This is a genomic window from Stenotrophomonas sp. STEN020 (assembly GCF_056760195.1).
In genome coordinates, this window is record NZ_JBRREI010000011.1 from 69,313 (window position 1) to 83,028 (window position 13,716).

Annotated in this window: 13 protein-coding genes; 5 read left to right on the forward strand and 8 right to left on the reverse strand. The window is 64.7% G+C overall.

Annotated features, from left to right (window positions below):
* The first annotated feature begins 107 nt into the window (after positions 1–107).
* From yidD to ACVOLZ_RS06950, 3 genes are read left to right on the forward strand one after another with little or no spacing between them, the layout of a single operon-like run.
* Positions 108–380, forward strand: coding sequence for a membrane protein insertion efficiency factor YidD (gene yidD, locus ACVOLZ_RS06940; protein ID WP_481512077.1), 273 nt, complete (start codon positions 108–110; stop codon positions 378–380).
* A 1-nt stretch (position 381) separates the two neighbouring features.
* Positions 382–1,728 carry a dihydroorotase gene (locus tag ACVOLZ_RS06945; protein WP_481515539.1) on the forward strand — a complete coding sequence of 449 codons (1,347 nt, stop codon included), beginning with the start codon at positions 382–384 and terminating at the stop codon, positions 1,726–1,728.
* A complete protein-coding gene (locus tag ACVOLZ_RS06950; RefSeq protein WP_481515540.1) occupies positions 1,728–2,579 on the forward strand; it encodes a M23 family metallopeptidase in 852 nt (283 codons plus the stop codon). The genes ACVOLZ_RS06945 and ACVOLZ_RS06950 overlap by 1 nt, the downstream gene beginning before the upstream one ends.
* Positions 2,580–2,974: 395 nt before the next feature.
* Here ACVOLZ_RS06950 and ACVOLZ_RS06955 read toward each other — a convergent pair whose 3' ends face one another.
* From ACVOLZ_RS06955 to efp, 5 genes are all read right to left on the reverse strand, one after another.
* A complete protein-coding gene (locus ACVOLZ_RS06955) occupies positions 2,975–3,655 on the reverse strand; it encodes a phytoene/squalene synthase family protein (protein WP_481515541.1) in 681 nt (226 codons plus the stop codon).
* A 19-nt stretch (positions 3,656–3,674) separates the two neighbouring features.
* Positions 3,675–4,364: a phosphoglycolate phosphatase gene (locus ACVOLZ_RS06960; protein ID WP_481515542.1), complete on the reverse strand. Its 690-nt coding sequence runs from the start codon at positions 4,362–4,364 to the stop codon at positions 3,675–3,677.
* Entirely contained in the window at positions 4,361–5,083 is a 723-nt protein-coding gene (ubiG, locus tag ACVOLZ_RS06965) for a bifunctional 2-polyprenyl-6-hydroxyphenol methylase/3-demethylubiquinol 3-O-methyltransferase UbiG (RefSeq protein ID WP_481515543.1), read from the reverse strand. The genes ACVOLZ_RS06960 and ubiG overlap by 4 nt, the downstream gene beginning before the upstream one ends.
* Before the next feature lie 43 nt (positions 5,084–5,126).
* Positions 5,127–6,464 (reverse strand): TRZ/ATZ family hydrolase, encoded by a 1,338-nt coding sequence (locus tag ACVOLZ_RS06970; protein ID WP_481515544.1) that lies wholly within the window; start codon positions 6,462–6,464, stop codon positions 5,127–5,129.
* Positions 6,465–6,762: 298 nt separating this feature from the next.
* Positions 6,763–7,329: an elongation factor P gene (efp, locus tag ACVOLZ_RS06975; protein WP_481515545.1), complete on the reverse strand. Its 567-nt coding sequence runs from the start codon at positions 7,327–7,329 to the stop codon at positions 6,763–6,765.
* A 100-nt stretch (positions 7,330–7,429) separates the two neighbouring features.
* Here efp and epmB point away from each other — a divergent pair, with 100 nt between their 5' ends.
* Positions 7,430–8,458: an EF-P beta-lysylation protein EpmB gene (gene epmB / locus ACVOLZ_RS06980; RefSeq protein ID WP_481515546.1), complete on the forward strand. Its 1,029-nt coding sequence runs from the start codon at positions 7,430–7,432 to the stop codon at positions 8,456–8,458.
* A gap of 42 nt (positions 8,459–8,500) precedes the next feature.
* On the opposite strand, the gene ACVOLZ_RS06985 is transcribed toward epmB, so the two are convergent.
* Genes ACVOLZ_RS06985 through ACVOLZ_RS06995 form a run of 3 tightly spaced genes read right to left on the reverse strand, consistent with a single transcriptional unit; the run spans position 8,501 to position 12,390 of the window.
* A complete protein-coding gene (locus ACVOLZ_RS06985) occupies positions 8,501–10,648 on the reverse strand; it encodes a putative bifunctional diguanylate cyclase/phosphodiesterase (RefSeq protein ID WP_481515547.1) in 2,148 nt (715 codons plus the stop codon).
* Positions 10,645–11,562, reverse strand: a complete 918-nt coding sequence (locus tag ACVOLZ_RS06990) for a phosphate/phosphite/phosphonate ABC transporter substrate-binding protein (protein WP_481515548.1) — start codon at positions 11,560–11,562, stop codon at positions 10,645–10,647. Before ACVOLZ_RS06990 ends, ACVOLZ_RS06985 begins: the two co-directional genes overlap by 4 nt.
* Positions 11,563–11,622: 60 nt before the next feature.
* Complete coding sequence (locus tag ACVOLZ_RS06995; protein WP_481515549.1) at positions 11,623–12,390, reverse strand: RNA methyltransferase; 768 nt, start codon at positions 12,388–12,390, stop codon at positions 11,623–11,625.
* Between the two features lie 119 nt (positions 12,391–12,509).
* Between ACVOLZ_RS06995 and ACVOLZ_RS07000 the strand changes: the two genes are divergently transcribed.
* Positions 12,510–13,337, forward strand: a complete 828-nt coding sequence (locus ACVOLZ_RS07000; RefSeq protein ID WP_481515550.1) for an inositol monophosphatase family protein — start codon at positions 12,510–12,512, stop codon at positions 13,335–13,337.
* The last annotated feature ends 379 nt before the right edge of the window (positions 13,338–13,716 follow it).

The window sequence follows — 13,716 nt, forward strand, 5'->3', positions numbered from 1 at the left end:
GTTCGGAACGTAACCAGGCGCGCCATCGCCCCTGGCTGGCAGCGGAAAGCACGTAGTGTTTACCGGCGCCATCCCGCATCCTGCGACAAATACTGCTCGCTTGCCAAGTGGCTTATCATTTAACCGTGATCGGCCGACTCCTCATTGCCGTACTGCGCTCCTACAAGCGCTTCATCAGCCCCCTGCTTGGGCCGCGCTGCCGTTTCTATCCCAGCTGCTCGGAATACTCCATGGACGCGATCCGTATACACGGTCCGCTACGGGGGTGTTGGCTTACCCTGCGCCGGCTGGGGCGCTGCCATCCGTTCCACCCGGGCGGACTGGATCCGGTCCCCGAGCGTGCCGATTCCCCCTCTTGCCGCTGCACAGGAAAACACTGACATGTCCTCCACGCTTATCCGCAATGCCCGCATGGTCAACGAAGGCCGTACCTTCGACGGCGACCTGCGCATCGAGAACGACCGAATCGCGCAGATCGGCAGCGGCCTGACCCCGCGCGACGGCGAGCAGGTGGTGGACGCGGGCGGACGCTGGCTGCTGCCCGGAATGATCGATGACCAGGTCCACTTCCGCGAACCCGGCCTGACCCACAAGGGCGATATCGCCAGCGAATCTGCGGCCGCGGTTGCCGGCGGCCTGACCAGCTTCATGGACATGCCCAATACCAACCCGCCGACCCTGGATTCGACCATCCTCGAAGCCAAGTACGAGCTGGCCAAGGGCCGCGCCTGGGCCAATTACGGCTTCTACCACGGCGCCAGCAACGACAATTTGGAAGCGATCCGCGTACTCGACCCGAAAAAGGCGCCGGGCGTGAAGGTGTTCATGGGCGCCTCCACCGGCAACATGCTGGTCGACAACCCGGAAACCCTGGACGCGATTTTCCGCGAATGTCCGACCCCGATCATCACGCACTGTGAAGACACGCCGATGATCGACGCCAACATGAAGGCGTTCCAGGAAAAATACGGCGACGCGCTGACCCCGGACATGCACCCGGATATCCGCTCGCGCGAGGCATGCATCAAGTCCACCCGGCTGGCGATGTCGCTGGCGCGCAAGCACGGCACCCGCCTGCACGTGCTGCACATCTCCACCGCCGATGAGCTGGCGTTGTTCGAAAAGGGCCCACTGATCCGCGCCGACGGCAGCCGCAAGCAGATTACCGCCGAAACCTGCGTGCACTTCCTGCATTTCGCGCGCCCGGACTATGCAACCAAGGGCAACCTGATCAAGTGCAACCCGGCGATCAAGGAAGTGGCCGACCGCGAGGCCATCACTGCCGCGCTGGCCGATGACGTGCTCGACGTGCTGGCTACCGACCACGCCCCACACACCTGGGAAGAGAAGCAGAAGCCCTATGCGCAGGCGCCGTCCGGCCTGCCGCTGGTGCAGTACGCGTTGGTCGCCGCACTGGAGCGCGTGCACGAGGGCAAGCTGACCCGGGAACAGGTGGTGCAGAAGTTCGCCCACGCCCCGGCACAGCTGTTCGACGTCGAAGAACGTGGATTCCTGCGCGAGGGTTACTTCGCCGACCTGGTGCTGGTCGAGGACGTGGCGTTCACGGTCAAGCGTGAGGACGTGCTGTCCAAGTGCGGCTGGTCGCCGTTCGAGGGCACCACCTTCCGCTCGCGCATCGCTTCCACTTGGGTCAATGGCCAGCAGGTATGGGACGGCAGCAAGCTGGTGGGCGCACCAGCCGGCCAGCGCATGACCTACGACCGTTGATGCGTTCGGTCCTGATGATGGGTGCGCTGCTGCTGGCAGCGCCCCTGCTCACCGCCCTGCCCGCGCAGGCCCAGGATGGCATCGGCAACCTGCTCGACAACCGGGTCGTGTTCCCGGCCAGCGCCTCGCAGGGCGCGATGGTGATCGGCAAGGTGCCGGCCGGCAGCACGGTCCGCTACGCGGGCCGCGAGCTGCGGGTCAGCAGCTATGGCAGCGTGGTGTTAGGCATTGGCCGCGACGAGAAGGGCCCGCTGCAGGTACAGGTGCAGCGCCCGGATGGCGGCAGCGAGACCGTTTCGATTGCGGTGACTGCGCGCGACTGGCCGGTGGAACGGGTCAACGGCGTACCGCCCAAGACCGTGAATCCGCCACCGGCAATCGCCGAACGGATTGCCCGTGAGCAGGCGCAGGTGACTGAATCGCGCAAGCGCGACGACAACCGCACCGACTTCACCCAAACCTTTATCTGGCCGGTGCAGGGCCGCATCAGCGGCCGCTTCGGCAATGCCCGTGTCTACAACGGACAGCCGGGCAGCGGCCATTCCGGCATGGACATCGCCGTGCCTACCGGTACGCCCGTGAAGGCGCCTGCAGCCGGCATTGTCACGTTTGCGGGTCCGGATCTGTATCTGACCGGCGGCACCCTGGTGCTGGACCACGGCTTCGGCATCAGCTCCAACTTTCTGCACCTGTCGCGGATCGACGTGAAGGTCGGTGACAGAATCGAGCAGGGCCAGAACATCGCCGCGGTTGGTGCTACAGGGCGCGCGACCGGCCCGCACCTGCACTGGGGCATGAACTGGTTCGACACCCGCATCGACCCACTGCTGGTGCTGGAGCGCGGCAAATAACGCCAAGCGACTGTAGTGCCGAGCCATGCTCGGCATAAGCCTGCCCGCAAATCCATCAGCGTTTGTGGGAGCGGCGTAAGCCGCGAAGCTCAAGGATCAACAGCCCAAAGCACCCCTCCCCAACCCTCCCCTACGCCTACGGCGCAAGGGAGGGAGCGTAGTGCCGAGCCATGCTCGGCAGAAGCATCACCAGTAGAGCCTCAGCCGAGCATGGCTCGGCACTACAGGCGCATTCCCAACAATACGTGTGGGAGCGGCGTGAGCCGCGAAGCTGATAAGTCAACAACGCAAACCTGCCCTCATCCGCCCTTCGGGCATCCCCGCCTTCGCGGGGACAGGCTCTTCTCCCGTAAACGGGAGAAGGGAGCGACTCCTGCAAACTCCGCCCTACCGCCTCAGCCCCGCGCAGCCCACCAGCTACGCCACAGCAGACCCGCCGGGCTGGGCTGGTACTCACCACCACGGATACGCGCCCGCTGGCGCCCACGCGCCAGCACAGCATAGACACGACGTGGACGTGGGCCGGAAACGCGCGACGGCCAAGCCGCCTGCAGGGCCTTGTCCCATTCCATTTCATTACTGAAGGCCTGCGGCACCGACGCAGCATTTTCCTGCACGCGCAACGCCAGCATCTGTGTGGTCAGCGCCTCGGCAGCAGCCGGCGACGGCTTGCTGTTGAACATCGCTGCCTCCACCGCCGCCGCGGCAGCCGCATACTGCGCCAACACCTTGCGTGCCTGCACCCCATCGGCCACGCGATCACGCGCGTCGATCAAGCCCGGCAGGGCATCGGCCAACTGCGCCCACGGCGCACGTACCGGCTCCAGCAGGCGTCCCAAAGGATGCCGCGAGCGCTGCACTTCCCAACTGCGCAGTTCCTCGCCCCACCACGCCAGCTTGGCGTCCTGCGGCGTGGTGTCGCCACTGGCGTTCAAGATGTCGTCGAATTCCTGCAGCAGCGCGAACCATGCCACGCTGCGCTCACGATCGGCCTCGTCGACAAAGCGCTCCACAAAGGCCCATTCAGGCCAACGCTCACGCCACTTGTCCAGGAAGCTGTCCAGCGCACTGCTCACATCAAACCTCGTTGTTGGATCAGGCCGAAGCCGGTTGGGTAGCTGGCCATGCGGCGGGCTGCCAAAGTTGTTGCGGTAACTCACAGATGCTGTCGGCCTGCCAGGCCTGCGGGTCATCGCCGTGCAGACGGTAGCCCCACAACACCGCCACCGACGGCATCCCGGCCGCGCGTGCAGCAATGATGTCGCGCTCGTCATCACCCACGTAGACGCAGGCACTGGCGGCGGTCTTGATCTGCTGCGCAGCCACCTGCAGCGGTAGCGGGTGCGGCTTGCGCTCGGCCAGGGTGTCACCGCCGATCAGCACCGCACAGCGCTGTTCCCAGCCCAGCTGCGGCAGGATCAGGCGTGCCAGATACTCCGGCTTGTTGGTGACGATGCCCCAGGTGGTGCCGTTCTGCTCCAGCGCCTGCAACATGGTTTCGATACCATCGAACAGCGTCGCGTACTGGCCGATCAGTGCTTCGTAGATCTCCAGAAACTCGGGAATCAGCGCATGCCGCTCGGCCTCGCCCATCAATGGAAAGGCAACCGCCAGCATCGCCCGCGAACCCTTGGAGACTGCTGGGCGCAGCTGCTCCAGCGTCACCTCGTCCATGCCGCGTGCCTGCAGCATGCGGTTAGCGGTGACGACGAAGTCCGGTGCGCTGTCCAGCAAGGTGCCGTCCAGATCGAACAGCACGGCTGCCGGGAAGGAATCGGCACTCATGCCTGTTCCGGCTTGACCGCGTAGGCCAGGTAGTTGATGTCGGTGCGACTGCTCAGGCGGGCGCGGTTGCGCCACGGCTCGTAGGCCATGCCGCTGACGTCCTGCAAGGACAGATCAGCCGCACGCAGCCATGCACCCAGCTCGGCCGGCTTGATGAATTCCTGGTAGTGGTGGGTGCCCTTGGGCAGCAGCCGGGCAATGTACTCGGCGCCGACAATGGCCACTGCGAAGGCCGCAGGAGTGCGGTTGATGGTGGACAGGAACAGCTTGCCACCCGGACGCAGTAGACGATGGCAGGCGGCGATGATCGCGCCCGGGTCCGGCACGTGCTCCAGCATTTCCATGCAGGTCACCACATCGAAGCTGCCCGGCTGTTCAGCGGCCAGATCTTCGGCAGCCTGCACCCGGTAATCGACGCTTACGCCGGATTCCAGACCGTGCAGACGCGCAACCTTGACCAGTTCCGGGGCCAGATCGATGGCAGTCACCTGCGCGCCTTCTTTCGCCAGCGCTTCACTGAGCAGACCGCCGCCGCAGCCGATGTCCAGCACCTTGGCGCCGCGCAGGGATGCGCGGTCGGCCACGTACTTCAGTCGCACCGGATTGAGCGCATGCAGCGGCTTCTGCGGGCCATCGGCGTCCCACCAGCGAGTGGCGAGCGCGGCGAACTTGTCCAGTTCTGCCTGATCGAAATTGGTGGAGGTGGAAGCTGCACTCATATCGGTTTCCTCTTGCGGCCGCACGCGGCGGCCGATTGCGCGGTCAGGCGCGGATGGTACGGATGCGGTCGCGCCACTGGCGCGCATTGGCAGTGATTGCGGCAATGTCCATGTCGACCAGCTGACGCTCGACCAGCTTGGGCTTGCCGGCAATCCACACGTCGCTGACTTGGTGGCGGCCAGCGGCATAGACCAGCTGCGACAACACATGGTGCAGCGGCTGGGTTTCCAGCGCCGACAGGTCCACGCAGGCCAGATCGGCCTGCTTGCCGACTTCGATCGAGCCGATGCGGTCGCCGAAGCCCAGCGCGCGGGCGCCGCCCAGCGTCGATGCACGCAAGGTCGTTGCAGCATCAAGCGCGGTGGCGTCGTTGGCCACGGCCTTGGCGAGGATGGCCGCGGTGCGGTTCTCGCTGAACATATCCAGGTCGTTGTTGCTGGCGCAGCCGTCGGTGCCGATCGCCAGATTGACGCCGGCCTTGACCAGCGCGCAGGCCGGGCAGAAGCCCGAGGCCAGCTTGAGGTTCGACTCCGGGCAATGCACCACGCTGACGCCGCGCTCGGCACACAGGTGGATTTCAGCCTCGGTGAGCTGGGTCATGTGCACTGCGATCAGACGCTCGTTGACCAGACCCAGTCGATCCAGTCGGGCCAGCGGGCGCTGCCCGTGCAGAGCGATGGAATCGGTGATTTCCTGCGCGGTCTCATGCGTGTGCAGGTGCACCCGGCTGTCGAGCTGGTCGGACAGCATCCGCACCCGTTCGAAGTTGGCGTCGTTCACCGTATACGGCGCATGCGGCGCGAACGCGGTGCCGATCAGCGCGTCGCCGCGCCAGGTGTCGTGCAGCTCGGTGGCGCGGGCAAAGTATTCGTCATCGGTCTTGGCCCAGGCACTGGGGAAGTCGATGATCACCGAGCCGACCAGCGCGCGGAAGCCATGCTTCTTGTACACGGCGGCCTGCACGTCGGCGAAGAAATAGTTCTCGTTGGCGCAGGTGGTGCCGCCGCGCAGCATCTCGGCGATGGCCAGGGTGGTGCCATCGGCAACGAACTCCGGCCCGATCACCGCCGCTTCCACCGGCCAGATGTGCTCGCGCAGCCAGGTCATCAGCGGCAGGTCATCGGCGATGCCGCGCAGCAGCGTCATCGGATTATGGGTATGGGCGTTGACCAGGCCGGGGATCAGCGCCGCTTCCGGGCGCGAAACGACCTGCTTTGCGCTGAAACGCGAGCGGGCCTCGGCACGCGGCAGCACTGCCACGATCACGCCGTCATCGATCGCCACCGCGTGGTCTTCAAGCACCACCGCATGCGGCTCTACCGGCACTACGTAACCGGCTTCGATCAATAGATCGCACTGCTGGGGTTGGATATCACTCACGCCGGTTCACCTCTGGATCTGTTGCTGTATTCACCCAGCCAAGGCCGGATGCGAAAAAGGCTTCGAGCTTCCCAAAGGTCGCCCGAAGCCCAATGTTACCTGCGCCGCCTTCCCCCGCTTTCGCGAGGATGACGTGCCAAGGCAAGTGCCGGAGCCAGAGCGATCCCCGCCTGCGCGGGGATGACGGGCTAAGGCAAGTGCCGGAGCCAAGGCAAATGCCAGAGCCAGAGCGATCCCCGCCTGCGCGGGGATGACGTAATGGCAAAGGCGGTTGCGCTTGCGCAACCGCGCCATTACGTCACTTGACGCGTGCGGAGTATTCACCCGAACGGGTGTCAACGCGGATGATTTCATCCTGGTTGACGAACAGCGGAACGCGGACCACAGCGCCGGATTCCAAGGTGGCCGGCTTGCCGCCGCCGCCCGAGGTGTCACCGCGCACGCCCGGATCCGTCTCGACGATCTTCAGTTCGACGAAGTTCGGCGGGGTCACGTCGATCGGCACGCCGTTCCACAGGGTCACCACACAGGACTCTTCGCCCTTCAGCCACTTTTCGGCGCCGTTCATGCCAGCCTTGTCAGCCTGCACCTGCTCGAAGGATTCCGGGTCCATGAAGTGCCAGTACTCGCCGTCGCTGTACATGTAGTTCATGTCGGTATCGACTACATCAGCTGCTTCCAGCGTGTCGGTCGACTTCATGGTGACTTCCTGGGTGCGGCCGTCCTTGATCAGGCGGTACTTCACGCGGGTGAAGGACTGGCCCTTGCCCGGCTTGACGTACTCGGTGTCGATGATGACTGCCGGGGCGTTGTTGACCAGGATTTTCATCCCGTTCTTTACGTCGTTCATGCCGTAACTGGCCATGCTGAAACTCCTGAATTGGCAAAACCGCCGCGTGTTGCGGGCGGCCGGATTAGAATGGAACGCCCGCCATCTGGTGGGCCATCTGTTTTTCTGACCGCCAATGATAACCGCAGCCCCCTCCCTCACTCCAGAAAAAGCAATCCTGACCCTGCCCGACGACCGCTGGCAGGCGCACTGGCGCCAAGCCATCCGCGACCCGGCCGAGCTGCTGGCAGTACTGGGACTGGATGCTGAAGCGGTGGGCGTTTCGGCCGATGCGCTGGCGCAGTTCGCACTGCGGGTGCCGCGCGGTTTCGTAGCGCGTATGCGCCATGGCGACCCTGCCGATCCCTTGTTGCGGCAGGTCTTGCCGATCACCGACGAGATGCAGGTCGTGCCCGGATTCAGCTTCGACGCGGTTGGCGACGGCGCGGCCAAGAAAGCCACCGGGGTAATCCAGAAGTACCGCGGCCGTGCCCTGCTGGTAACCACCGGCAGCTGCGCCATCAACTGCCGTTACTGCTTCCGCCGCCATTTTGACTACGCCGGCGAGAACGCCGCCAAGGGTGGCTGGCAGGAGGCCGTGGCGGCGATCGCGGCCGACCCGGACATCGACGAGGTCATCCTGTCCGGTGGCGACCCGCTATCGCTGAACACCTCCAAGCTGGCCGAGCTCACCGATGCATTGGCGGCGATCCCGCATATCAAGCGCCTGCGCATCCACAGCCGTCTGCCGGTGGTCTTGCCCGAGCGTGTGGACGATGGCCTGGTGCAATGGTTGGCCAGCCTGCCCTGGCCGGTAGCCTTCGTGCTGCATGCCAACCACGCCAATGAATTCGACGCCCAAGTGGATGCTGCTTTGGCACGCATCCGCGCTACCGGCGCGCAACTGCTCAATCAGGCGGTGCTGCTACGCGGCGTCAATGACGGGCTGGACGCACTCGCAGCATTGAGCGAGCGCAGCTTTGCCGCTGGCGTGATGCCGTATTACCTGTACCAGCTGGACAAGGTGCAGGGCGCGGCCCATTTCGAGGTCAGCGACGAGCAGGCGCTGGCCCTGCACGCCGGGCTGATGGCCCGGCTGTCCGGTTATCTAGTGCCAAAACTCGTACGCGAGATCGCCGGCGATACCAGCAAGCGGCCGCTCTAAGCTGGAGCGGCTGCGCCAAGGCGGCCAAGCCAATCGGCCAGATCAGCGCACCGCCGCCATCGCGCCGCGTTCCAGCAAGCTTACCAGCCCAGCCGCTTCCAGAGGCCGCCCCAGCCAGTAACCCTGGACCAGATCACAGCCGCGCTGGCTGAGCAGTTCGAACTGCGCCTCCTGCTCAACACCCTCGGCCACCACGGTGATGCCCAGCGCATGGGCCATGGCGATGATCGCCGTGGTCAGTGCCAGATCATCAGGATCGCGCTCCATATCGGCAACAAAGCTGCGGTCAATCTTGACCCCGTCCACCGGCACCTGGCGCAGGTGACTGAGCCCGGAGAAGCCGGTGCCGAAATCGTCCAGCCACACCTTCACCCCAGCACGATGAAGCTTCTCCAGCAACGACACAGCCAACATCTCATCGCCGATAACCGCGGTCTCGGTCAGCTCCAGATGCAGGCGTGACGCAGCCAACCCGGAACCGAGCAGACTGCTTTCCACCTCCTGCAGCAGGTCGCCATTGCGTAGCTGCTTGGGTGAAACGTTGACCGAAATGAACAGCTCCTCGCCCAACGAATTACGCGGCCACCGCTGGGCCTGCTCACAGGCAGCGCGCAGCACCTTGGGGCCGATCATCTGGATCAGGCCACTCTGTTCGGCAACGTCGATGAACACCGACGGTGGGATCGCACCCAGCGCCGGGTGATCCCAGCGCAGCAGCACTTCCACGCCACACAACATGCGGTCACGGGTACGGAAGATGGGCTGGTAGACCAGACGCAGCTCGTTGCGCTCCCAGGCACCGCGCAGCTCCTGCTCCAGATGCAGACGCCGCTCCACCGCATGATCCATGGCCAGGCTGTAGTAACGGAAGCAGTTCTTGCCGGCCAATTTGGCCTGATACATGGCGATATCGCCGTTCTTCAGCAAGGCGGTGGCATCCACCGCGTCCTCCGGGAACAAGGTGATACCAATCGAGCTGCCAAGGAAGATCTCGCGCTGCTGCACCTGCAGCGGCTTGCCCAGATCGATCACCAGCCGCTCTGCCAGCCGCTTGGCGATCTCGGCGGCACTGCTTTGGCCCTGGCTGATCAGGATAACGAACTCGTCACCGCCAAACCGGGCGAGCAAGGCATCGTCGCCGCCGATCTGCTCAACCGCCACCGAAATGTGCTGCGCAAACTGCAGCAAGGCGTCGTCACCGGCCTCATGCCCCAGCGTGTCATTGACGCGCTTGAACTCGTCAATATCGATGAACAACAGCGCCAATCCGCGCCCAGCCGCCTGCGCACGCAGCAACCGGTGGTCCAAGGCTTCACGGAAAGCGAGCCGATTGGTCAAACCGGTGAGTGCATCGGTATAGGCCATCTGCCGCACGTCACGATCATGCCTGGCGATGCTCTGGCTCATCCGGTCGAAGGTACGCAGCAACTCACCGACCTCATCACCGCGGCGGGTCGCCTGCGCCTCGATCAGGTAATCGCCGCGCTCGATACGCTGCGCCGCCACGCCCAACCAGCGGATCGGCCGCACCAGCGTGTACTGCACGTAGAACGCCATCACGCAGACGAAACCGAGCAACAGCAGCATCAGGCCCAAAGCCCAGCCCAGCTCCCGCCGCTGGGTCTCCTGCATGCGCTGCTCCAGCGCCTGCATGGACCGGGCCTCCTGGGCTCGCACCGGCGCCAGATTCATGCCTACGCGCAGCCCGCCCAGCGGTTGGTCACCAATCGCCAGCGGCACATCCACTTCCAGTATCGATGGCGATTCCTGCACCAGCGGCTTGAGCGAACGCACCGCCGCCTTGGCCAGCGGATCATTCATCGGCTGGCCATAACCGGCCACGTCGAACGAACCATCGTGGATCAGCCGTCCGTCCGGGTCATACACCAGCACGTAGCTGACCGATTTCTGCCGCGCGGTATTACGCACTGCCGCACCGATAGCGGCCAGATCGGAGTAGTACAGCGGATTTACCAGCGTATCGGCCAAGGCATTGGCCAAGGCCGCGCCGCGCTCGCGCACGCCCTGGTCGAACACCTGACTGAGCACCTCGCCGCTGTTGCGCAAGGCCTCGCGCTGGGCGGCCGCCTGACGCACCAGCATCAGCCCGACGATAGCCACCACCACCAGCAGCACCACTGCACTGGCGGCCAGGAAACGGGCCTGCAATCCAAACCGTGGCTTGCTCATTCCACCTCCATCCGGATCCGGGCCAGGCCGCGACGCAGACGCTCCAGCGCGCGCAGGTTGTCCGGGTCAACCGGGTGGAAGCCTGTAGTGCCAAAAAACTTGGCCAGCGCCGGCCCGGCCACCGGGTCGCTACTGGCCTGCAGCAGTACCTGTTGCAGCCGGTCACGCACCGCCGGGTCCAGGTCCGCGCGCACCATTTCCACCGCACGCGGGATCGGCTCGCTGCGGTACAGCACCCGCATGTCCTGGCGGAAGGCTGGCGGCATGGCCTGGTTGTCGCTCCAGTCGATGCTGCTGATCACCCCGGCATCCACCACGCGCTTGTGCACATAAGTGGAGATGTTCAATTCGGATCGCACAAACACATAGCCCACCGAGTCCTCGACCGGTGTGTCACGCGGGTCGAGCAGGATTTCAGGCCGCACGTTGTGGTCGAGCAACTCCATGGCCGGCACCAGATAGGCACTGGTAGACAGCACGCTCTGCATTGCCAGTGTGCGTCCGCGCAAACCCTCCAGCGTGGTGACCGGGCTGTCACGGCGCACGAAGAACACGCTGTGATACGTGCCCACGCCATTGCGCTCGGTCAGCAGCAAGGGCTTGGCGCCCGCCCGCTGGCCCAACGCCATCGCCGTGCCGGAAGTTTCGGTGACCCAATCCACCCGACCACGCCGTAGATAGCTGCCCATCTGCTGCGCGTCCTTGGCCATCAGGATGCGTCCTTCGACGATCCCGACGTCGCGCATGCGCGGCACCACATAGTCCAGTAGTGGCTTGAGCTGGTCGTAATGCGACTTCGGATCATCACTGATCCGCCCCAAGACCAACACCGAACGATCAACCGCCCCCACCGCTACGGGCTGCAGTGCAGCCAGTGTCAGTGCGGCTCCCCAAAGCCATCGCAAGACACCCAAAACGACACCCCCTAATCCATCCCCACAGAGTACCGCTTTTAGCAAAGCGTGACGCCGGCCTCAGCCTTTGCCCGCCGAGGCCAGGCGGGCCATACGCTGGGCATCGGACAAAATGCCGCGCATCAGCCGAACCTCCTGCTCGGACAACTCGGCCTTCATGAACAGGCGCCGCAGCTTGCGCATGGCCGATTCCGGCGCACGGCCCTTGTGGAAGTCGATCTGGTCCAAGGTGTCGCCCAACTGGCCGAACATCCCTTCCAACTGGGCGTGGCTGGCCGGCGCTTCGTCCTGACCAGCCTCAACCGACACCGGCACTGCCGCGCCGGGCTGCGATTCCAACGCCGCCATGCGCACTTCGTAGGCCAGGACCTGCACGGCAGCGGCCAGGTTCAGCGAGCTGAATTCGGGATCGGACGGGATATGCACCGCGGCATGGCAGAGCTGCAGTTCTTCATTGGTCAAGCCGGTGCGCTCGCGACCGAACACAAAGGCTACTTCGGCCGGCTCGCCGGCCTTGGCCACGGCGCGCTGGCCGGCAGTTTCCGGCAGCAGTTCTTCCAGCTGAACCCGCCGCGAGCGCGCGGTGCAGCCCAATACCAGGCGGCAATCGGCAACGGCTTCAGCGAGGGTGGCGAGTACCGGCGCGTCGCCGAGCACGTCCTCGGCGCCGGCCGAGCGCCGGAAGGCGTCCTCGTCCAAGGGCTTTTCCGGGGCCACCAGCACCAGCCGTGCCAGCCCCATGGTCTTCATCGCACGGGCCGCCGCGCCGATGTTGCCGGGGTGCTGAGTGCCAACAAGGACGAATCGAATATGAGCGGAAACAGACATGGCGTTAAAAAATCAGGAGCGAGACAGCTGTAGATGGTAAACTGCGCGGCCGGCCTGTGCGCCGGACCTGCTCTTTTCCCCCGCCAATCCGATCTCTGCCCTCACGGGAGCCTTTAGCCATGCAGAAACCCGCCGTAACCGTCATGGTCAAGGCCGCTCGCCTCGCCGGCAACGTCCTGCTCCGCAACATCAACAAGCTTGAAGCCCTCAACGTGGTACAGAAGGGTCGGATGGATTACGCCAGCGAAGTCGATGCCGACGCTGAGAAAGTAATCGTCAAGGAACTCAAGCGCGCCTATCCGGAATACGGCATCTATGCCGAAGAAGGCGGCCTCCAGGGCGTCAACCGCATGATGTGGGTGATCGACCCGCTGGATGGCACCAGCAACTACCTGCGCGGCTTCCCGCACTACTGCGTCTCCATCGCCCTGGTTGAAAACGGCGAGCCGATCGATGCGGTGATCTTCGACCCGCTACGCAACGAACTGTTTACCGCCTCCAAGGGCAATGGCGCCGTGCTCAACGACCGTCGCCTGCGCGTGTCTGACCGCAAGGACCTGGAAGGCACAATGATCCACACCGGCTTCGCCCCGCGCGAACGCAGCCGTGCCAGCAGCCAGCTCAAGACCGTCGACACCCTGCTGGTGCAGGCTGAAGACGTGCGCCGCACCGGCTCCGCTGCGCTGGACCTGGCCTACGTGGCCTGCGGCCGCGCCGACGCCTACTTCGAAGCCGGCGTGAAGGCATGGGACATCGCTGCCGGCGTGCTGCTGGTCCGCGAAGCCGGCGGCAAGGTCTGCAACTACCGCGGCGCCCCGCTGGACCGCATGGATTCGCGCGGCCCGGAGACCCAGCAGGTCGTGGCTGGCAACATCAAGGTGTGCGAAGCCCTGCAGAAGGTCCTCGTCAACACCGGCTACGCCGCCGAGTTCGATCCGAAGTTCTGATTCAACGTACTGATCGAGCTGCCAACGACACCCTTGCGGGCAATGTCGTTAACATAAACACCGAGTCACCCGGAATCCGATGCCAAACCTTTGGCATCGGATTTTTTTTACAGCGTCAGCCGCGAATCAAAGACTTCGTCAGATGACACCGGCTGCAGCAGCTTGAGCGGCCGCCAGCTTCGCGGCTGACGCCGGCCCCCCAGAGCCGGCCTGCGCCGGCGAGCGGCAAGCCAGCCAAGGGCCATAGCAAAGACAACCACCGTCCCGGGCACCGGCTGATGACCCAGCCATAGCCGGCGGCCAACCAGATCTACAGCAGCACCAGCGCCAGCGCGATAAGCAGCGGCAACAGCAGGCCAAAGTAGAAATCCAACATTAC